Origin of the sequence: Microbacterium schleiferi (assembly GCF_015565955.1) — a bacterium.
GTDB lineage: Bacteria > Actinomycetota > Actinomycetes > Actinomycetales > Microbacteriaceae > Microbacterium > Microbacterium schleiferi_A.
This window is the reverse complement of record NZ_CP064760.1, coordinates 521,277-542,405: the sequence shown is the minus strand read 5'-3', so window position 1 is coordinate 542,405 and position 21,129 is coordinate 521,277. Positions and strand designations below refer to the sequence as shown.

12 protein-coding genes are annotated in these 21,129 nt (G+C 68.8%); 9 read left to right on the top strand and 3 right to left on the bottom strand.

What is annotated here, in order from left to right; all coding sequences use genetic code 11:
* Positions 1 to 48: 48 nt before the first annotated feature.
* Positions 49 to 8,013: a DUF5979 domain-containing protein gene (locus IT882_RS02615; protein ID WP_195693051.1), complete on the bottom strand. Its 7,965-nt coding sequence runs from the start codon at positions 8,011 to 8,013 to the stop codon at positions 49 to 51.
* A gap of 910 nt (positions 8,014 to 8,923) precedes the next feature.
* On the opposite strand from IT882_RS02615, the gene IT882_RS02610 reads away from it, so the two are divergent.
* The 3 genes from IT882_RS02610 (at position 8,924) to IT882_RS02600 (ending at position 12,499) form a co-directional block, all read left to right on the top strand.
* On the top strand, positions 8,924 to 9,676 hold the full coding sequence (locus tag IT882_RS02610) for a sigma-70 family RNA polymerase sigma factor (RefSeq protein ID WP_195693050.1): 753 nt from the start codon (positions 8,924 to 8,926) through the stop codon (positions 9,674 to 9,676).
* Complete coding sequence (locus IT882_RS02605; RefSeq protein ID WP_195693049.1) at positions 9,673 to 10,707, top strand: hypothetical protein; 1,035 nt, start codon at positions 9,673 to 9,675, stop codon at positions 10,705 to 10,707. The genes IT882_RS02610 and IT882_RS02605 overlap by 4 nt, the downstream gene beginning before the upstream one ends.
* A gap of 112 nt (positions 10,708 to 10,819) precedes the next feature.
* Positions 10,820 to 12,499 carry a LuxR C-terminal-related transcriptional regulator gene (locus IT882_RS02600; protein ID WP_195693048.1) on the top strand — a complete coding sequence of 560 codons (1,680 nt, stop codon included), beginning with the start codon at positions 10,820 to 10,822 and terminating at the stop codon, positions 12,497 to 12,499.
* 66 nt (positions 12,500 to 12,565) lie between these two features.
* Here the strand turns inward: IT882_RS02600 and IT882_RS02595 are convergent, their stop codons facing one another.
* Entirely contained in the window at positions 12,566 to 13,210 is a 645-nt protein-coding gene (locus tag IT882_RS02595; protein ID WP_195693047.1) for a CPBP family intramembrane glutamic endopeptidase, read from the bottom strand.
* Between the two features lie 418 nt (positions 13,211 to 13,628).
* Between IT882_RS02595 and IT882_RS02590 the strand changes: the two genes are divergently transcribed.
* From IT882_RS02590 to IT882_RS02565, 6 genes are all read left to right on the top strand, one after another.
* Positions 13,629 to 14,471 (top strand): hypothetical protein, encoded by an 843-nt coding sequence (locus IT882_RS02590; RefSeq protein ID WP_195693046.1) that lies wholly within the window; start codon positions 13,629 to 13,631, stop codon positions 14,469 to 14,471.
* 153 nt (positions 14,472 to 14,624) lie between these two features.
* Positions 14,625 to 14,840, top strand: a complete 216-nt coding sequence (locus IT882_RS02585; protein WP_195693045.1) for a helix-turn-helix domain-containing protein — start codon at positions 14,625 to 14,627, stop codon at positions 14,838 to 14,840.
* Positions 14,837 to 16,117, top strand: coding sequence for a type II toxin-antitoxin system HipA family toxin (locus IT882_RS02580; protein ID WP_195693044.1), 1,281 nt, complete (start codon positions 14,837 to 14,839; stop codon positions 16,115 to 16,117). Before IT882_RS02585 ends, IT882_RS02580 begins: the two co-directional genes overlap by 4 nt.
* Before the next feature lie 42 nt (positions 16,118 to 16,159).
* Positions 16,160 to 16,765, top strand: a complete 606-nt coding sequence (locus IT882_RS02575; protein WP_195693043.1) for a low molecular weight phosphatase family protein — start codon at positions 16,160 to 16,162, stop codon at positions 16,763 to 16,765.
* A gap of 149 nt (positions 16,766 to 16,914) precedes the next feature.
* Positions 16,915 to 17,178: a type II toxin-antitoxin system prevent-host-death family antitoxin gene (locus IT882_RS02570; RefSeq protein WP_195693042.1), complete on the top strand. Its 264-nt coding sequence runs from the start codon at positions 16,915 to 16,917 to the stop codon at positions 17,176 to 17,178.
* Between the two features lies 1 nt (position 17,179).
* Positions 17,180 to 17,584, top strand: coding sequence for a type II toxin-antitoxin system VapC family toxin (locus IT882_RS02565; RefSeq protein ID WP_195693041.1), 405 nt, complete (start codon positions 17,180 to 17,182; stop codon positions 17,582 to 17,584).
* Between the two features lie 126 nt (positions 17,585 to 17,710).
* Here the strand turns inward: IT882_RS02565 and IT882_RS02560 are convergent, their stop codons facing one another.
* Positions 17,711 to 20,995 carry a DEAD/DEAH box helicase gene (locus IT882_RS02560; RefSeq protein WP_195693040.1) on the bottom strand — a complete coding sequence of 1,095 codons (3,285 nt, stop codon included), beginning with the start codon at positions 20,993 to 20,995 and terminating at the stop codon, positions 17,711 to 17,713.
* Between the last annotated feature and the right edge of the window lie 134 nt (positions 20,996 to 21,129).

The following is a 21,129-nucleotide window of genomic DNA, read 5'->3' as shown; positions in this document are numbered from 1 at the left end:
GCGGCCGGTTCCCCGAGGGATCCCGGCCGCCCCGCGATCAGCTGACGCTCAGTCCCGACCGGGTTCGAAGCGGCGCCACAGCACGAACATGAGTCCGATCACCGTCATCAGGGCTGCGCCGATCGGCACGGTCCAGGCGAAGATCCCGCCGGTCGGCGGCAGCGGTTTGATGAACGTGTTGGTGATCTCGACGAGGTAGTGGTTATCGCTCAAGGTCACCGTGATCGAGGAGTCCGTGACGGTGGTCGAGGCGCCCGGCACACCGCCGGCCCCGGGCAGACCCATGTACGGGGTGCCCGTGATCGAGACGGATGATGCCCCGCCGGTGTCGGTCTCGGTGATCGTGCACGAGCTACCCAGCGGCAGGAAGTCGATCTCCGGCTGCAGGTTGCTCGGCCCGCCGATCTCGACGTTGACATCGCGCACCAGGATGCCCGGGTCAGGGTGCGATGCGTCGATCAGTACACAGCGTACGTTCACGGGGAAGCTACGGGTCACATCGGCAGCTCCCGTGCCGTCGACCTCCTTGCGGATGATCATCGGGGCGACCGGGTACTCGTTCGTGAAGAGCACGGACGTCTGGTCGGCCGCACCCTCGGCCGGAAGCGGCGCGAGGCTCGCCTCGATCCCGTCGACGGCGGGTGCCGTGGCACCGCCCTGCGTGATCTCGTACGTCGTCGACGCGGCGTTGACCGTATCGGTCTCTTCGATCACGCAGTCGGCCCCTTCGGGTAGCCCGGTCCACGTGAAGCTGTCACCGTCGCCGATCGTCTGCGTCATCGGCTCGTTGGCCGTTACCGTCGCGCTCTCCCAGGTGCACTGGAGTGTCACCTCGAACGGCCCGAACGGAATCGGGTCGCCGTTGTTGTCGAGCGCTTCGGTCTCGACGACCTTGCTGACCGACACCTCGGCGTAGGTGAAGGTGTTGCGCACCTGCAGGCTCGGCTGCGGCTGGTCGGCGACGTTCAGGATCGTCGGGTCGGTCACGACCGTGAACGTGTAGCCGTCGGTCGCCGGGTCGACGAGTACGCTGCCTCCGGCATCCAGGATCGCGGTTGCGCCTGCTCCCCCGATGCCGGTCTCGGCGAGGGTGCAGTCAGCGCCCGTGGGCAGGTGGGTCCAGGATGCCGTCGGCGCCGTGGCGTTCACGGTGCGGTCGTTTCCGCCCGGGATGTCGACGTCGACGCCATCTCGCAGGCAGACCAGCTCGAGGTCGAAGTCGGCGGTGCCGTACTGGGTCGCAGCCGCGCCGTCGAAGACCTTCGTGACCTCGAGCGAACCGGTGAGGTACCAGTTGGTGACCGTCACGGTCGCGGTGCCGGTGTCGGGCAGCGTGATCTCACCGGTGGTGGTGTCGCTGCCGTCGTTCGGGGTGATGACGACGGCATCCGCGCCCTCGAGGTCGGGTTCGGTGATGACGCAGTCCGATCCCGCGATGAGGCCGGTCAGCGATGCGGTCCAGGCGTTGCCGGCGCTCAGCTCGACCGACGTGTCGACGAGGGTCTCTCCCGCGAAGGTGCAGACGACGTCGACCGTGAAGGTCTGGTTCGCGCCGAACTGCGCCGCGCCTTCGCCCTCGAGGTCCTTCGTGATCGTCAGCGCCACGAGGTCGTAGCTGTTGACATACGAGACCGTGTTCTGCGTGTCACCGCCGGCCGAGTCGGGGCTCAACTCGGGGATCGTCGCCTGGCGCGCGGGCTGGTCGATCGTCGGGGGGACCGTCGGGTCGATGACCGTGACGCTTGTCACGGTGCTGTCGGCATCACGGGGGTCGGTTTCGGTGACCACGCACTCCGAGCGAGCCGGCAGGTCCTCGAAGAGGCGGGTGTCACCGTCATCGAGCAGGAACGTCTCGTTGAGCACCGTCGCGCCGTTGAAGGTACAGACCGCGGTGAACGCGAAGTCAGTGGGTACCGGGTAGGTCGTGCCCGGAGGGGTGGGAACTTCCACGGTCTTCTCGACCAGCAGGCTCGCGTAGTCGTACGTGTTGGTGACGCTCTGCACCTCGATGGCCGTCGGGTCGTTGCTCACGGTCACCGTGGACGGTGACAGCGTGACATCCGAGCCCGCGTCGGTCTCGACGAACGTGCACTCGGCACCCCACGGGAGGCCACCGACCGTGACGGTGGTGCCATCGGTCAGGGTCGGCACGGTCGGGATCGCCGCGGTGGGCACGGCGACGCCTGCCGAGGTGCACGAGAGTGTGCCGTCGAACGAGGTGGGGACCCACCCGGCGCCGGATGCATCACCGTCGACGGTCTTGGTCAGCTGGAGGCTTCCGCTGGCCAGCGACGCGCCCACGACGGGCACTTCGAACGGCGGAAGGGTGCGCTGGCTGCCGCCGGTCGTGTACTTCCCGCCGGTCTTGGCCGAGTTCCACGTGATCGGGTCGTTCCCGGGGTTGAACGCGGCGGGCGGAGCCGTGGTCTCGAACGCGAGTTGGAACTTCTCGCCTGGCTGCAGCAGGTCGCCACCCCCGGCGAAGTCGACCACGACGTACAGCGCGGTCACGGTGGTCAGGTCGACCGACGCGTCCAGGGGCTGCCAATACCCGGGCGGGCAGGTGCCACCGTCGGTGAGGACGTCGTCGCACAGCGAGGTTCCGGGGGACTCGGTGCTGTAGTAGACCGTGCGGGCCGCGGTCGGGGTGTCGTCGGCGCGCAGGCCGGGACCGGTCGCGGAAGCGAGCACGGGCCGCCACAGGCTGTCGACGGTCGGGATGTCGATACCGCTCTGACCAGCGTTGGGCAGGTAGATGATCGTCGAGATCTCATCGAGCGGGTAGCTTCCCCAGTTCTCGTAGTTCAGCCGCCATTCGTTGTTCTGGCCGGGCTTGGTCACGGGAGCACACGGGTCGACGAAGAAGCCGTCAGGGTCAGCGTCGGCCATGGTGCACGTTGCTGCGGTGCTGGAGATGACGCCGAGCGCCGGGTCCAGCGCGCGGACCTGCTGGAACATCCCGAACGTCGCGAGGGGCTGCGTCGTGACGGTCGCGGTCGTCGAGCAGATGTCGGTGGTGCCGGCCACGCCGTTGCACGAGTCGAAGTCGCGGTCGCCGGTGATCTCGTACTCGTTGGTGAACGGCTGGTTCGCGACCGCACCGGAGCGCAGGCGCATGTCCCACGAGATGCGGTAGACCTGTCCGAGTCCGAGCGCGGAATCCGCGGGGAACTCGAAGCGGATCGCGACCGGCTCCGGATCGACACCGGACGAGGACGTCACGACGACGTTGACGTCGGCGGGATCGATCGGCAGTTCCGTCCAGGGAGCACCGGGGGCGCTGCCTGAACTCAGCGCGAACGTGTAGTTCGCGGGATCGGTCGGGTCGATCCCGTCCGGGAACACGTAGTCGGGTAGCCCGGCCGCGACGGTCCCCACCGGCAGGTTGTCGGTGATCACCGGGTTGAGGATCGGGTAGCCCCCGTTGTTGGTCGTGGTGAGCGCGACCTCGAAGTTGGTCCCGGGCGCGACCTGACCGGTCGGGGTCTTGACGACCGTCGCCGCGGTGGGCAGGTGGCGGAACGTGAAGTTCGCGTCGGCATCGTCGGTGGCCGGCGATCCGTTTCCGGGGATGCCGGTCGCATCGGCGACCACGGTGTTGGGGAAGACGCCCGCCGAGGTCGTACCGGGTGAGGCGGTGTTGCCCGACAAGGTCGTGGGCACGTCGCCGCCGGTCAGCAGCGCGTCACGCCGCTGCACGAACAGGTTCCCGGTCAACGTCGGGTTGGCGGGGTTCTCGAACAGGAGGAGCGGCGCGCTCGGGTCGGCGATCGAGCCGCTGGCCACGCGCTGGTAGGTGAAACGGATGCCTTGCACCTCGCCGTACGTCACGGTGCCGCCGCCGAGGATCGACGCTGTCGCTGTCGCTGCACCGGGCGCAAGGGCGGAGCGGGCCTGCGTAGCCGTCATCCACTGGTCGCCCGAGCCGTTCACGACCGCGTTCCAGGTGCCGCCGCTGACGGTGATGGAGTTGTCGACCTCGACCGTGTAGGTCGCGCCGGTGAGCAGCTCGATCTGCACCCGGTTGGCGGGGCTGGCGATCGCGAACTGGCTCGGGTTGGCGTTTACGAGTCCGGCGAAGCCGTAGGCGTTCCAGAACCCCGGGGTCGTGTCGGTGAGCACGAGCTGGTTGCTGCGGGCGTTGCCGCCGGGCTGGCCCGACAGCAGCATCCGGATGCGGTCATTGGTGTTCTCGTACTCGTTGGTGGGCGAGAAGCTCTTGCCTGCCAGAACGGTGCGATCCTGCGTGTCGCTGAGCGAAATACTCGCGTTGTTGCACGAGACGACCGTGTTGGGGTCGGCGGTCACGGGCGGGTTCGAGACCGCGCACGATCCGGAGGTTTCGACCGAGGGGTCGCCGATGGATCCGAAAATCGTGTTGTCTACCGAGCCGGCGCTCACCCGCGTCATGGGGTCGCTGCGCAGGGTCTCCCGAAGCTGCGCATCGAGCTGGATCTGGAGGCGTCCATTGTTGTTCCCCGAGGACGTGTACGAGATGCGTCCGCTCGCATAGGCGCGCACGCCGACCACGTCATCAAGCTGGCCCGGGGTCAGCGCGGTAGCGGCCGAGATCGTGAGCGGGCCGAGCTCGCCGCCGCCCGCGAGGTCGAGATAGACCGCGACGTCGGCGTTGCCTCCGGAGCCATCGGAGTCCTTGGGCGGGGTGATGCTCACGATGTTGGTGAGCGTGAACACATCCCACGCCGTGCCCTCGAAAGCGACATTGGGCGCCGGGTCCGTGAGGTCGAGGGTGTCGACCTTCTGCGGGCCGTTGTTCACGACGCTGAGGGTCATGCGGGTCGTCGGGTAGTCAGCCGCGGGGGTGCCCGTCGGCGGGATTCCGAGGGCGCCGCCGCCCGAGACACCGGTCGACCAGGACTTGGTGGTCGTGATGTTCGCGGTGCCGTTGAGGATCGTGACGGTGTCGCTGTCGTTGGTCGAGTAACCGTCGGCGCAGGCATCCGCGACGAAGGCGACGAGGCAGGCCTGTGCGTTCACGGTGTTGGTCACAACGCTCAGGTCGCCGGCGGTGTTGTAGGCCTCGCCAAAGAGCACGGGGCTGCCGTCGGAGCGTCGGTCATCGCGCAGCTGGAAGTTGACCGTGATGGGTCGGCGGTCGGTGGATGCCGCGACGCCGCTGCCCACCGCGGGCTGGGTGAGGTTGCCGGGTGTGAGCGCGGATGCGCGGTTCGGGCTCTCAGCGAACGTGTAGCGCACACCGGTTGTGGTGGCCTGCTCGGCGTCGGTCAGGGTGTAGCCGGGGAACACGATGGTGCCCGAGGTCGGTCCGTCCCACGGGGCGCCGGAAATCGGTACCCAGGCTCCCGCGCCGCCGGCGGCGGTGTAGTCAAACAGCTCGACCGAGACCAGCTGGTCGTAGGCGATCAGCGGATCCGTGGTCTTCGTGATCGGCGCCAACCGGATCACGTCGAAGGCGTTGAGGAACGAGCTGTCGAGGTTCGCGCTGGTGGCGGGAGCGTAGGAGGTCGATCCGGTCTCGGTGACGCGCATCTGGGTCACGCCGGTGAGGCCACCGGTCGACCAGCCGAGGGTGCCGTTCGTGCCGGCCTGCGAGCGCTCCACGACAGTGACGGGCGTGACGTCCTTGTCGACGAGGTCGGGGCCGACCCCGCTGCCGCCGTTGATCGGGATAAGGGTCGAGATCGGGCACGGCGAGGTGTTCGCCGTGGCCGCCGACATGGCGGGCGAGGCTACCGAGGCGTCGGCGGTCGCGCAGTTGGCCACCTGGACGACGTCGATCGTGCCGCTGGGGGTGGACGGGTCGGGGATCGTCCCGGTGGTCGGGACATCCTCGATATCGACGATCGGGGCGTTTCGGGTCTGCTCACGCGTCGTGAAGGTGATGTTGGGCTGGAAGGTCGAGCCCGGGTCGAAGGACTCGCCGGAGACCGCGTCGTAGACGAAGCGCAGGCCGATGATCGTGTCCGACAGCGCCGGGTCGATCGTCACGGTCTGGTACGCCGGGGGCGAGCTGAGCCCGACCGCGCCGGGGAGGTTTGTCCAGCTGCTGCCGTCGGTCGTGTATTGCACGGTGAGGGTCGCGTTGCTCGGGATGCCGAGAGAAGGCAGTTCGGTGGCGTTGTAGATGTTCCACCAGTCCGGGCTCAGCACGGCGGCGTCGTCGACGATGACCTGCGTCGGGTTGACGGTCGTGGCTGGGAAGGAGGAGATCACAGCGGGGATCTGGGCGACGGTCTGCTGTCCGGGCACGAGCCAGCTCTGGCTGGGCTGGATGCTCTTGCTGACCTCGACAGCCATCCGGTCGCCGTAGATCTCCAGCTCGTCGGTGGCGGTGTCGGAGTCAGTGAGGGTGATGTCGGTGAAGGCCTTCGCGACGGCGTCGACGTCGTTGGGGACGGTCGTCAGGTCGGGCGGGGTGCCGACACGTTGCGTCGACACGACGAACGGGGTCTTGGCCTCGGCGCCCGAAACGATCGGGGCGCCCGTGAAGGTGATGTCGAATCCGACGACCCGCAGCGCGGACGGCGAGTCGGGGATGGTGCCGCTGACGGAGGTCGACAGCGGAGCCGACGAGGTGTTGTCGTCGTAGTGGTAGACGATCGTGGCTTCGGTTGCGCCCGAGGGCCACTGGATGCCGTTGCCGGCGCCGCCGGAGACGGTGCCGAACCCTGCGAAGGTGAGATCGCCGGAGAGCGATCCGGGGGTACCGGCGCCGGGCTCGCTGATGACCAGTTCTGCCAGCGTCGCCGTCCCGCTGTTGACGGCGCCGATGTTGACGGTCGTGGATTCGCCAGCCTTGATCTGGTCGGGGCTGAAGGTCTTGGAGGCCGAAACCTGCAGGCCGAACGGGATGATCTGGTACGGCTTGGTGACGACGGGGGACGAGACGGTGTCGCTGCCGAGGCTCACCGTGCTCTGAACCGTGTTGTCGACCGTCGTGGCGACCGAGAGGCTCTCGACCGCGGCGCGCTGGGTCAGCGCGACCTCCGCGGAGCCGGTGGCGGAAACGTCGATCCTGCCGCCGCCCGTGTCGGCGTAGGTGAATCGGATGCCGTAGATGTCGGTCTTGTCAGGGATACCCGGGCCTGCGGCGGGGTAGACGGGCGGGCCGGCGCCGACATAGACGGTGTGCCACGCGCTGTCGGCGATCGAATAGACCTCGGCGGTGACCTGCTCAGCCCCGGCGGGGAGGGTCATGGCGCCGAAGTCGGTGAACTCGAGGTAGTGGAAGGGGCTGGTGTCGTCGGCCGGGAGCGGGGTGGCACCGGCGGGGTCCTGCACGGTCAGGGTGTCGACGCCGCCGTTGGTGGTGTTGGTGCCCGAGAGCGTGAGCCGGGTCGTCTCACCGGCCATGTTGTAGTTGCTGCTCGGGTCGAACGACTTGTCGGTCGTCGTGGCGAGGTTGACGGGCACCGCCGCCTCGATGGGTGCGCTGTCGCTCTGGGGCACGGCGTTGTCAGCGGTGATATCGGCGGTGTTGATGATCGTGGTGCCGTCGATCTCCCACGGTGCGTCGTCGGCGAGCTTGACCTGGATGGTCATCTGGAAGGTGCCGAGCGGGAGGCCGGTGGTCGCACCCGGGGTGTTCACGGGGGAGGTGAATGCGAGGGTGACCTGGTCGCGGCCTCCGACGTCGGTGACGGTCGAGGTGCCCGGCGCCGACACGGGGAACGAGCTGACGCTGACGAACTCGATCCATTCGGGGAGGAGGTCGGTGATCGTGGCGTTCTTACAGCCGCTGACGCTGCCGACGGACGTGCCGCAGCTGAAGAGAAGGTCGTATTCGAAGGTCTCGCCGGGAGAGACGACGCCGGTGGGGGTGATCGGGTCATCGGTTGACTTGGTGATCGCGAGCGTCGCATTGATGTCGTCCGCGTACGCGGGCATCGTGCCGACGGCCACCGCGCCAGAGACGACGAGCAGCGTCGAGAGTGCGACGGCAGTGAGGGGGCGGATGCGGTGCACAAGCCGCCGCCACGGGGATCGACGCGAGCGCCGTGTGTTGCCAGTCCCGTGTGAACGCTGTGTCATCGTCTCCCCGTTTCGTCTCTGTCGCAGGCGCGACAAACTGCCCATCGCGCTGCCCTGACGGCGCGCGCGTTCTCGCTCTCGGCCGAGTGCGAGCCCAGGTCAGCGAACCGGACTGAGTTCCGATTACGCGGTGTGGCCTCTGACTCGCTCGCGTGGAGCGCACGTTCGGGCGTGCTGTGGCCGCACCTCGAAGACGCGGCCTGGGAAACGGTAACTGCCGACAGGAGGTCAAGACAGGCGGATCAGCCCAGATTCACCCGCGCTCTCACCCTCTCGCGGCTGGATGCCTCGGCCGGTGCCGCCCCGCTTATCCGCCGCGGCGCCGAGAAATCCAGATGCGTCTACGAAACCGCGTCACGAAAGGCACCGACCGGCATCTGTTCAGGTGTGAACACGAATTCCCGATGGCCTCACTCGGCGCCCCGGGCGCCGAGTGCGTTGAGCCTGCCGCCGATGTCGGTCCGGTTCCGAGCGGGCCGGTGGCGCCTGCTTCTCACCCCGTCGCGCACCGGGGTTCCGCGACTGCGCGAGGTGACGCTCGCGGGCCCATGGCTTGTCCTGCGCAGTGGATCGAGGACCTGGCGCTGGGGCCGAGGCGCCGCGGACGTCACCTGCGTGTCTCCGCCACGCTCGGCATGGGCTCGCGCGTTGCCGACTCGGATGCTTCTGGTCACGCCCCGCGCACCCGAGGTGGGCGACGGCGCTGCTGCGACGCCGGAGCCGGGGGGATCGCGCGGACTGGTCTTCGACTGCTCTGTACTCTCGGCATCCGATTTCGCTCAGCTGCGCCGACACGTGGACCTGTTCACAGAGTGTGCATTGTTGCGCGCAGCCGTACTTCGGCCCAGTCTGGGTGTGGGCCGTTTGTGGGAGCGGCCTTCCCTGCTTCTTCCCGAAAGCTGAAGTGACCGTGCCTCGAACTGGTCTATCGGCGCTCTCTGACGACGAACTTGTCACCCTGTCGCGCCGCGATACCTCGGCCGCATATGCCGAGCTGTGGCTGCGCCACAGCTCCGCGGCGTTGGCTGTCGCGCGCGCTTTCACGACGTTGGATGCCGACGATGTCGTCTCGGAGGCCTTCACGCGGGTCTTTGCGCGAATCCGAAGCGGGGGCGGCCCGACGATGGGCTTTCGCGCGTACCTGCTGACCGCTGTCAAGAACGTGGCGCGCGAGTGGGGCGCGCGGGCGGGCGATCTCAGCACCGCGGACGTCGCAGAGCTGCCCGCCGACACCGACACCGCCCGAGCCGCCGAGGCGGCGCTCGAATCCGGCGCGACGGTCTCGGCGTTCCGGTCCCTGCCGACCCGCTGGCAGGAGGCGCTCTGGTACAGCGACGTCGAGGGTCTCAAGCCCCGCCAGTTCGCACCGTTGCTCGGGCTTGCCGCCAACGCCGCATCCGCACTCGTGGTGCGGGCCCGCCGCGGGTTCCGCGACGCATGGGTGAGCGCGCAGTTGCGCACTGCCGACAACGACGAGTGCCGCGGTGTGCTCTCGATGCTCGGCACGCACACCCGCGGGGGCCTCAGCGCCCGGGACACCCGCACCGCCCAGGCACACCTCGCGACCTGTGAACGATGCGCCGTGGCCTGGGAAGAGGCGCAGCACGTCTCGAGCCGACTCGCGCTGGCTCTGCTTCCGGTTGTCGTGGGGGCGCGGCTGTGACGTCCTATGCGGCGTGGCTGCAGTCGAGTTCTGCCGCGACCGTCGCGACCATCGCGGCGGGGCCGACCGGTTCCGTGGCGCCCCGGCCCCGCACGTCGCGGCTGAGCAGGTCGGCGCAGGTCGCCGCCGTGGCTGCCGGGGTCGTCGCCGTCGTCGCGATCGGTGCGGGCGTGTGGGCAGCCGTGGGCACCGCCCTGAGCCCCAGCGAGACCGGCGCGCCGGTGGCCGAGGCGGCCGAGAATGCTCCACCGGTCACGCCCCGGCACGATGAGGAGATCCTCGCTCCTGCCGATCCCGCGGCGACACCGACCCCTGCCCCCACGCCCCCTCCCGGCGCGCAGACCCGGCCGCGAGAGCCGCGCCCTGCCCCTGCCGTCCAGCTGCCCAGTCCCACCCCCACGGCAAGCCCCACCCCCGAACCGGTGGTGACGCCCGTCCCGACGATCGAGCCGCTTCCGGCACCGGGTGTGGTCGTCGATGCGAGCGCGGGAACGGCCGTGTACCCGCAGATCTCGGGCACGGATGCCGAACCCGGCGCGACCGTCGAGGTCGTCGACGAGAACGAGGTCGTGCGGGCGACAACCGTCGCCGACGGCTCCGGCGCGTGGGAGGTCAGCGATCTCTCCGGCGGTGCGTGCGCGACCACGGCGTCGTCGTACCTGCCGGCCGGCGATCACTCGCTGTCGGCGCGGCAGGTTCTCGGCGAGCGCACCTCGCCCCTGTCGACCGGGATCGACGTCTCGGTCGCGGCGCCACCGGTGTTCCTCTCCCCCACCGAGGGAGAGGTCGTCTCGCGGTCGGGCTTCCAGCTCTCGATCACCGGCGAGCCGCTGGCATCCGTCCAACGCATCAAGCTCCCCGATCCGTCGCCGTGTCGCCCGACGCCGATGGTGCTGGATGCCTCGGGGGCATACTCGTCACAGTTCACGCTGCCCGGCTCCGACACGGTTGTGACGATCGGCATCCGTTACATCGATCCGGCCACCGGCCGCCACGGCCCGGCGTCCTTCGTGACCTTCACGGGCCAGTAGGGCACGGGCCAGTAGCGCGGGCAGCGGACGCCGCCGAGAAATCTTCGGCGCTTCGCGTCACGATCTGGGTTTCCGTCCATCTGTGGTGATGACGGGAAGGAACCAGATGTTCATGCCGAAGCCACAGCAACCGGATCCCACACCATCCGCCACCCAAACACCCGAGACGCCGAGCGCCGTCGACCACGCGACGCCACGGTCATTGCCGTCCATGGGGGGCGTTGCTGCGAGCGTCATCCCACCGGCGCCGGGCGCGCTGACGCAGGCGACCGCGCCCGAGGTACTGACGGCCCTGATCGAACAGGTGGACACCGCGTGGGAACGCGGCGACGCGGCCACCGCGATCCGGTTGCTGAGCGTCGGGCTGTGGCCGCTGTTCCTCGATCGCCCGCGAGACCTGCGCCGGCTGCTGGCGCCCGTCCCCGAAGAGGCTGCGCCGCCGGCGCTGCTTCTGGCCAAACGCTTCGCTCTTCCCGTGCTCGACACCCCCGAGCGCATCCGGCTGCTGACGACCCGTCCGTTGGATGCCGCCGTGGGATCCGAACTGGACACTCCTCTCGACCAGGGCTGGCGTATCGCGCAGCGGATGCTGGCCCATCGCCTGCGCGGCGAGCTCAGCGAGGCTCGTGACGTTGCCCAGCGCCTGACCAGCCACATCGAGGGCGTGTCCACGCACGAGCCCGCCCAACTCCCCCAGTTCCTTGCCGCCGCCTACTCGCAGCTCGGAACGACCGAACTGCTCGCCGGTGACCCGTCCGCCGCGCTCGAGCACTTCCGACGCGCGCTCGCAGCGACGGAGGGCGACACCGAACTCGGCATCCGTCGCGACGCTCTGGTCAAGCAGGCCTGCGTGCTCGCCATGGAGGGCTACCTCCGCGAGGCTGAGCGGCTGCTCACGCGCGCCGAGGCCGAACGCCAACCCAGCAACGCCTCTGCCGACCGCATTCGTGCGCGCACCCGGTTGACGTGGGCGCTCATCGCTGTCGAACGGATGGATGCGGGTGCACCGGAGTTGCTTGCCGGCCTTGATCGCGATCTGCTCTTCGAGTACTGGCCGCTCGTGCTGCTTGCTGAGGGCCGGTGGCGCCTCGCGACAGGGAACCCTGCGGCGGTTCTCGACCTGGTTGACTCCGCGACCGAGAACCGTCCGCTGCAAGAGGGGACCCTCGGCCTGTGTGTCGCGCACTTCCTGCGCGAGAAGGCCGGCGAGATGCTGGGGATGCCCCCGACCCACACCGTCCGCGATCGGGGCTCCCTTCCCGGGCTCTGCGCCCTCGGGGCCGTGCGCGGGCTCATCCTCCGAGCCGACCCGCTGGCTGCGGTCCACGCCGCCCGCACTCTCGCGCAGCGGCGCGGGATCGGCCCGTCGGTGCGCCTGGAGGCTCTGCTCCTGACCTCGCTCGCTCTGCAGCGCGCAGGCCTTCCCGCCGACGAGCGCATCACCACCGCGGCAGCGAACCTCGCTCAGGATGAGGGGCTGTGGCGCCCACTGTCGGTGGTGCCGGCATCCGTGCGGGATGAACTTCCCGTGACCGCGCCGGCGCACGTGCGCCTCGCGGTGATGGCAAGTCCGCCGCCGGCTGTCACGCTGACCCCGCGGGAACGGGAGGTTCTCGCGGCGCTTGCGAGCGACCAGTCGCTCGCCCAGATCGCGGGGCGCCTGCACGTGTCGGTGAACACGGTGAAGTCGCAGGTGCGCTCGCTCTACCGCCGCATGGGCGTCACCTCGCGTCACGAAGCCGTTGCCGAAGCGACGCGCCTGGGCCTGGTCTCGAGGTCGTCCACGCTCTAGCAGTGCGCTATGCCACGCTCGAGCGCGGCGCGAGGTTCGCGAACGGAGCTGCGACCGGGATTCGGCCTACGCGCCCAGCGTTCCGACAAGGAGCATCCCGACGAGGATGCCGTTGAAGACGATGTGTGTCAGCACGGCGCCCCAGATGCGGGATGTCGCGACGACCAGCCCCGCACACACGAGTCCGACCAGGCCGAGTGCGACAACCGACCACCACGTGTAGGTGTCGAACACGAGGTGCAGGCCGGCGAACAGCAGCGTCGTCGCGACGATGGCCGCAAATCCTGCCCAGACGCGCGAATCCGTCATCCGCCGCACCGCCGTGAAGATCGCGACGAGCAGCACAGCACGGAAGAAGAACTCCTCGAGCAGGGGCGCGATCACGACCGGCGCGAGTACCCCGTCGAACCAGAAGGATGCCGGGAGCGACCCGTCCAGGGTCCCGGCCGCCGGCCAGGAGGCCGTGCTGGTGCCGGCGATCTCGAGAAAGCCCTGCGCGATGCGCAGCAGGATGCCGAGCGCAAGGCCATAGATCAGATCGAACGGGTGGAAGCGCAGCAGCATCCGTGGCCGCGAGCGCACGAACGCGAGGATGATGGCGGCGAGCATCCCTCCCCACAGGGCGGCGAGCGAGAGCGCGGAACCGAGCGTGCCGCCCACGAGCCGGTCGGCGAGGGTCGAGAGAAGGATGCCGGCGCCGAGCAGCAGCACGGCCCATCCGACCAGTTCCCAGTCCCAGCGGGCGACGGTTGATCCGCCCGAGCGCCAGGTGTGACTGGCGCGTTCGCGCCGACCCGACTCCCGAGACGAGCCCCGGGACGAACTCGAGTCCCGGGACGAACTCGAACCTCGGGACGCGCCTGAGCCCCGTGTGGAGCTCGGCGAAGAGCTCCGTTCCCGCGAACGTAGGGTACCCGCGCTAGACTCCGTCATAGGCGCCAGGGTACCTGTCGGGGGACGACCTCGCCGGTTCGGCGCCAGAACCACACGCTTCTATCCGCATCGCGTCCGCGAGCGGATACTGTTCCGCCCGCCGCACACCAGCCGACACGCGAGGACCGCCGTGGCCTACCGCTCGAGCACGTCAAGACGCCGCTCCCGGGGCGCTGTGCCCGCGTGGGTGTCTGTCGTGATCGTCGCGGTCCTGATCCTCGCGGTGGGCGGGCTGAGCTGGCTCGCGATCAACCGCGCCCAGACTCCTCCCCCGACCGAGGCGCCGCGGGTGACGCCGACGATGGGCGCTACGACTCCGACCGCGGCGCCGACACCGACGCCGACCGTGTCGGTCGCGGCAGCGACGGGCGCCGATGAACGATTCCTCGCGGCATCCGAGGGCGTGCTGTGGCGCGCGACGGCGGGCACGTGCGGGTCGGTCGAGCCGCTGCTGGAGCGCTCGAGCGATGCCGGCGCGACGTGGTCGGACGTCACTCCGCGGTATCTCGGAATCGGCCAGATTCTGTCGCTGTCTCCGTACACGACCGATCAGGCGCAGATGGTGGCGCTGATGGGCGCGGACTGCACGCTCCAGGGCATGCGGACCTTCACCGACGGCGAGTTCTGGGAGCCGAACGACGAGATCCTCGCGTCGTCGACCTATCTGGATCCTGCGAACCCCGCGGTCGTCGTGACGCCGGCCGGCGCGCTCGATGCTCCGTGCGTCACCCCGGCGGGTGCGCGAGCGGGTGGCGGCACGACGGCGGTGATCTGCGGATCAGAGGCATCGCAGACGACGGATGCTGCGTCCTGGGCACCCCTGGACCAGGCGGGCGTCCTCGCGCTGACGGTTGCGGGCGATGGCCAGATCACGACGGCTCGGGAGGATGCCGCATCCTGCGACGGCATGCTCGTGGCAGAGCCGGACGCCGCGACCTGCGTCCCGAGCATTCCAACGGATGCCCCGGTCGCCGTGACCCTGGATGGCCAGGGCGTGCCCTGGCTCTGGGCCGGCGACACCTTCACCGCCACCCGCTAACCCCGTTCGTCGAGCGAGCGAAGCGAGTCGAAACGCCCCTTCGTCCCTTGTGCAGCCGTACGGCGACATCCTAGAATGTTGCCGTACGGCGACATATCCAGAAAGAGCCGTACGGCGACATCCACCAAGCGAGGGGAGCTCCGGGTGCTGACAATGCGCGACGCGTCGGCCGTTGTGCGGGAGCTGCGCGCACAACGGGGCTGGACACAGCAGGACCTCGCTACACGCGCACGGTTGTCACGATCCTTCGTCGCCGATGTCGAGTCGGGCAAGCCGACGGTCGAGTCCGCGAAGCTCTTCGATCTCTTCCAGGCACTCGGCTACGAGGTCGCGCTGCGGGATCTCACGACGGGGCACGTGCTGCGGTGACGGCATCCGAGTTGGCGGTCTACCTGGACGGCATCCCGACAGGAATTCTCACCCAGTCGGCGTCTGGAAACGTCACCTTCACCTATGACGCTGCCTACCGAGACCGTAACGATGCGACTCCCCTGTCGCTGGCGATGCCGTTGAGCGCGACGACACACCGAAAGCGAGTCGTGCTCCCCTGGCTCCAGGGACTGCTCCCCGACAACGACGAGGCGCTGCGGGCGATCGGACGCCGCTTCGGGGTGTCGCCCGCGAATCCGTTCGCGCTTCTCGAGCACATCGGGGCAGATGCGGCGGGCGCGGTGCAGATCCTTCCACCCGGGGAGCTGGCAAGCGACGCGCTCGCCGAGCAGAGCGCGCGGCCGGTCACCGACGAAGAGGTGGCCCTGATGCTCGATCAGGTGGTCACCGAGTACACCGACGGCGTGGCTGTCGGTGAGGGCGCTGGGCGCTTCAGCATCGCCGGTGCGCAACCGAAGATCGCGCTGTTCCGGATGCCGGATGGCCACTGGGCAGTACCCGAGGGAAGCCAGCCGACCACACACATCCTCAAGCCGGTCGTCGGCAGGTTCCGCCGTATCGACGTGGTAGAGCAGCTCACCTTGCGCGCGGCAGCGCAACTCGGGTGTTCCGTCGCCAGCGCCCAGCTCGGCCGTATCGGTGACTGGAACGTCCTGATCAGCGAGAGGTATGACCGCCACTGGGCCGATGGTCGCTGGCATCGGCTTCACCAAGAGGACATGTGTCAAGCACTCAGTGTCGCGCCGTCGAAGAAGTACCAGTGGCGCGACGGCGGGCCGGGCGTGGCGAGCATCGCTCAGCTGATCGGCTCCCTGCCACTCGTCGCGGATCGCGAGACGACCGGCGCCGCGTTCTTTCGCGCGTTCGTCTTCAACGTCGTCGCGGGGTGCACGGATGCTCACGCGAAGAATTACTCCCTCATGCTGCACGGTCGCTCCGTGCGTCTCGCCCCTCTCTACGATCTGCTGACCTACGCCGCATATTGGGACGGCTCCGCGAGCATCAGGAGCGCGATGAGCGTGGAAGGCGAGTACGCGCTCGACCAGATCTCTCTCGAGAGCCTCATCCACATCGGAGCACGGTTCGGTGTTCGCCCCGACGAGGCATCTTCGGTGGTCCAAGGAGTCAGATCTGGCGTGGTGGGTGCGTTCGAGGCTGCCCGTGCTGGCATGACGGATTTCGGCTCCGATGCTGTCGCGGTGATGGATGCCGTGATGCGGGGCATTCCGCGCCTCCCCCTCGTCTCCGGTCGTTGAGCGAGCGAAGCGAGTCGAAACGCACCCAGGTATCCTCGCCTCATGCCGATCGAGATCCTCACCGTCTGCACCGGCAACATCGTCCGCTCCCCGCTGTCGGAGTTGTACTTGCGGCTCCTTCTGGCTGATCTTCCGGTCGAGGTCGGCAGCGCGGGCACAAAGCCGCGGCCTGGTGAAGAGATGACGGAACAGGCCTGTGAGATTGCGGCCGAGCTCGGCATCCCGGCGGCAGAGATCAAAGCCCACGGTGCGCAGCGCCTCACGGAGCCGCTCGTGACCGGTCGCGACCTCGTGCTGGCGATGACCCGGGCGCACCGCAAGGCCGTGGTCGAGCTGGATCCGACCCTGCTGCGCAAGGCGTTCACGATCCTCGAGTTCGCTCGTCTGTCGCGGCACGTGACGGATGCCGAACTCCACGAGGCCGGGGCGGATGCCGGCGACGACCCCCGGGCCCGCTTCCGCGCCGTTCTCGACCGCATCATCGCGGTTCGCGGTACGGTCGACGCTCCGGGCGACCCGTCCGAGGATGACGTCCTCGACCCGGCGGGCCGCAGCTGGAACACCTACGAGGCCTCGATGAGCCAGCTCCTTCCCGCGGTCGAAGAGGTAGCTCGGGTGATTCGCGCGGCCGTCTCCCCCGCTCGGTGAGCGGGCGAAGCGAGACGAAACGCCCCTCTCACTCCCGCTCGTTGAGCGAGCAAAGCGAGACGAAACGCCTTCACCGCCCCGCTCGTTGAGCGAGCAAAGCGAGACGAAACGCCCCAGCAGACTCGCCGCCATGTTCTACAATGAAGCACATGGATGAGGTGGGCATACGAGCGTTGAAGCAGAACGCGTCGAGCGTCGTGGCTGCCGCGGCCGCCGGAGAGACTCTCTGGATCACTGATCGCGGCCGCCGTGTGGCCCAGCTCTCACCGATCTCGCAGTCGGGGCTCGATCGCCTGATCACCGCGGGGCGCGCGCGGCCCCCGCGTCGCGCAATCGCCGACCTGATGCCGCCCGCACCCGGCGACCCGCTGTCGACGGAGCTGCACGCGCTGCGCGACGACGAGCGTTTCTGAGATGGCGGTCTATCTCGACACTTCGGCGCTCGTGAAGCTCGTCGTTGACGAGCCGGAGTCGGCGGCGCTTCTGGACTGGCTGAAGGAGCCGGGCCGGATGCCGGTATCAAGCGACCTCGCGCGCACCGAGCTGTTGCGCGCGACCCGTCGCGCGGCACCCTCGCGCATGGTGCGGGCGCGAGAAGTGCTCGACTCGCTCGTGCTCCTCCAGCTGAGCACGGCAACCTTCGAGCGAGCGGCGACGCTCGACCCGCTGTCACTGCGGTCAATGGATGCCGTGCATGTGGCATCTGCCGTCGAGCTCGGCGACGATCTCGACAGCTTCGTGACGTACGACGACCGCCAGGCCGAGGCGCTCACCGTTCTCGGCATACCCGTCATGCAGCCCGCCGCCCAGCCTGAATGACGAACAGCCGTATATCCGCGAGACAGCACACGAGAGCGGGGTCGGCGACCCCCAGCAGCACCTCTACGCGACCGATAGCAGCACTTTCACGCTACCAAACGCAGGATTCTGCACCCGATCGGCGGTTCAGTCGACGAGGCTGCGGATGTCGTCGGCAGAGAGCCCGCCGCCGATGGCGTCGCCGTCGGTGTCGAGCACGCGGTCGAACAGTTGGGCTTTGGTGGTCTTGAGTGCCATGACTTTTTCTTCGATGGTTCCCTTCGAGACGAGCCGGTAGACGATGACGGGCCGGGTCTGACCGATTCGGTGGGCGCGGTCGATGGCCTGCGCCTCGACGGCCGGGTTCCACCACGGGTCGAGCAGGATGACGTAATCGGCCTCGACGAGGTTGAGCCCGACACCGCCCGCCTTGAGCGAGACAAAGAACGCTGGCGCGTCGCCAGTGCGGAACTGGTCGATGACGGCAGCGCGGTTGGTCGTTGAGCCGTCGAGGTAGAGCGAGGCGATCCCGGCATCCGTCGCAGCATCCCGCGCGCGGCCGAGGAAGCGGGTGAATTGGCTGAGCACGAGGGCGCGGTGTCCTTCGGCGGCTGCTTCGCGAAGCAGCTCGATGAGGGCGTCGAGCTTCGCCGAGGGCGCTTCGCCTTCGTCGACCAGGTCGGGCGAGAGCGAGAGTTGGCGAAGCAGGGTGAGCGAGCGGAAGATCTGGAACCGGTTCGCGTCGACGTCGTCGACCAGACCGAGCACCTTCTGGCGCTCACGCGCGAGCCTGCGGTCGTAGAGCCGCCGGTGGGTCGGGTGCAGATCGAGCACAAGTTGCTGCTCTTGCTTGGGCGGCAGTTCCGATGCGACAAGCTCTTTGGTGCGGCGCAGCAGGAAGGGGCGGATGCGGCGCTGCAGCGTCCGCAGCCGTTCGTTGTCGCGTTCTCGTTCGATGGGTGTGCGGTAGTACTCGGTGAAGCTGCGGCGCCCTCCCAGCAAACCCGGGCACGCGAGCGAGACGAGCGCCCACAGCTCGAGCAGGTTGTTCTCGAGCGGAGTGCCGGTGATGACGAGCGTGAAGGGGGCGTCCAGCATCCGGGCGCATTTGTAGCCCTGCGACGACGGGTTCTTGATCTGTTGAGCCTCGTCGAGAATGAGCCCCTGCCAGTCCAGGGTCGCGTAAGCGTCGAACTCGAGACGGAACAGCGCGTAGCTGGTCACGACGGCGTGCGCCCCGGCGACCTCGTCGGCCAGTGCCGTGCCGCGCTTGTTTCCCATTGCGCTGATCGCAGCGACGCGCAGCTCGGGCGCGAATCGCGCGCACTCGGCAGCCCAGTTGCCGACGACGCTGGTGGGGGCGACGATGAGAAACGGCGGATGCTGCTGGTCGCCCGTCTCAAGCGCATCGAGTCGTGCTTTCTCGATCATCGCGATGGTCTGCAGGGTCTTACCCAGGCCCATGTCGTCGGCGAGCACCCCGCCGAGTTGGTGAGTGCGCAGGAAGTGCAGCCAGGAGTACCCTGTGCGCTGGTAGTCGCGCAGCTCGGCGCGCAGCGTCGGTGGCGCATCAATGGGGGTGAGCTGATCGTGGTCGCTGAGCCCACGCACCCGCATCCACCATTCGATCTCCTGGCGCGCGACGACGCCCAGCTCGACGAGCTCTTCCCAGAGGTCGGCTTGGTAGCGACTGACCTGCACCGAGGTGACGGGGCGGTCCGAGAGGGCACTGGCTTCGGCGATGATCTCGCGCAGGCGCTGCAGCTCGGGCGTATCGAGCGAGAAGTAGGTGCCGCTCGGCAGGACGAGGATCGGCTCGTTCTCGCTGAGTGCCCGGAACAGGGCAGCGAAGTCGACGTCCTCACCCTCGATGCGCACCTGCACGCTCAGGTCGAACCAGTCGTTGGTTCCGGGCTGGGCGGTGACCGAGACATCCGGCGCCTGGGATGCGGCACGGAAGCTGGGGGCCTCGACGTCTTCGACGACCCGCACGGTCTCGAGCGAGCGCAGGCCGGGCAGCACTTCGGCGACGAAAAGCACAGCAGCCGCGCCGCGCAGGGTTTGGTCGGGCGGCACCATCGCAGCATCCGGCCGCTCCCCCGGCAGGACGATGGAGGCGTGAGCACCTGCAGTGCTGCGAACGGAATCGAGGATGCCGGCCTCGCGATCCCGGTCGGGACGGATGCTGCCGCCGAGCCGGTCCCATCGCCAGGTGAGGTGGGCAAGCCCGTCGCCGTGGTCGACGCGCACTTCGAGCACGGTGCTCGGCGGTGCCGGCACCGTGTAGCTGGCATCGGGCGATACGACCGGCGCGATCGCCTGCAGCCGTGGCAGATAGTCGCTCTCGAAGCGCTCCCTGCTCGCCGTGTCGACCGAGATGGGCTTGTCGGCGGCGATCAGGTCGCGCATCGGCCCGGTGAGCGGCGGATCGAGGGGGTGCAGCACGATGCGTTCTTCGGCGGTGCCGGCTGCGGTGACCCGACCCACGGCGATCGGAGGATTACCGACGGTCACGAGCGGCTCCGACGCTTCACTTTCCCCGTCGGCGCCGGCGTCGGCGTCCCCGGCATCGGCATCCTCGTCGTCTCGCACCGGCACCAGCTCGCCGCGCACCGCGAGTCGCTTGCGGTTCTCGGTGACCGAGATCCGCGGGGTCAGCGGCTCCCCGTCGAGCCGCACCGGATGCTGCGCCTTGCCCGGTGAGACGAGCGCGACCCCCGCCGCCTCGAGATCGGTCAACAGCGACCAGAGCGTTCGCGAGGGCAGCCGGTCGAGCTGCATCCATTCGTCGTCGCGATAGGTGTAGCCCCACGAGTTCGCGGCAGGGTCGAGAACGTCGAGTTCGATCAGCAGCGCGAGCGCCGCGGGATCCGCCTGCAGCCCGTCGAGGTGCCCCCAGCGGGCCTTGCCCTTGATCCATGCGCCTCGCGCGCCGCGCATCCCGGGCCGGGCCGCGAGCCTCGGCTGCTGCGGGACCCTGCTCCAGCGCGTCGCGCGCGGTGTCTGCAGGGTGATGAACAGGCACAGTTCCACGGCGGCTGCATCGGATGCCGGCAGCAGCCCATCGAGCGAGCGTTGCCACGGTGGAGTGCTGTCTCGCGGCGGGAATGACTGGCCTTTCGGCCCTCTCGCGCCCGAGTCCGTCCCGGCATCCGAGACGGCGAGCAGCACGGCAGCGACGTGCGCGCAGTGCGGGGCATGCTCGCAACTGCAGTAGGCGCTCATCGACCCGCGCGCAGGCTCGATGACGACCGAGACCACCATGACGTCATCGCCCCCGTGGCCGCGATCGCGCACGACGGCATCGACCGACGTGCGCGTGTTGTCGGCATCCAGGTCGACGATCGTGACCCGCCCTGCCGCGTTCAGCGCCCATGCGCGGTCGTAGTTCGCGCCCCCGAGAGATTGGGCAACCTCATGCCAGTAGTCCACGAAACCATCGTTGCAGCCGCCGCCGACATCTCGCACTCGGTCGACGCCGGTCCAACGGCAGCCGAGTTCTTCGGCGCGCTGTGGAGGAACCGCTCCTCATCGTCCTGCGTGCAGCACAGCGGATGCCGTACGCC

Coding starts and splice junctions, on each gene's coding strand:
- IT882_RS02615 (WP_195693051.1), bottom strand. CDS start 8,013: ATGACACAGCGTTCACACGGGACTGGCAACACACGGCGCTCGCGTCGA.
- IT882_RS02600 (WP_195693048.1), top strand. CDS start 10,820: ATGCCGAAGCCACAGCAACCGGATCCCACACCATCCGCCACCCAAACA.
- IT882_RS02585 (WP_195693045.1), top strand. CDS start 14,625: ATGCGCGACGCGTCGGCCGTTGTGCGGGAGCTGCGCGCACAACGGGGC.
- IT882_RS02575 (WP_195693043.1), top strand. CDS start 16,160: ATGCCGATCGAGATCCTCACCGTCTGCACCGGCAACATCGTCCGCTCC.
- IT882_RS02570 (WP_195693042.1), top strand. CDS start 16,915: ATGGATGAGGTGGGCATACGAGCGTTGAAGCAGAACGCGTCGAGCGTC.
- IT882_RS02565 (WP_195693041.1), top strand. CDS start 17,180: ATGGCGGTCTATCTCGACACTTCGGCGCTCGTGAAGCTCGTCGTTGAC.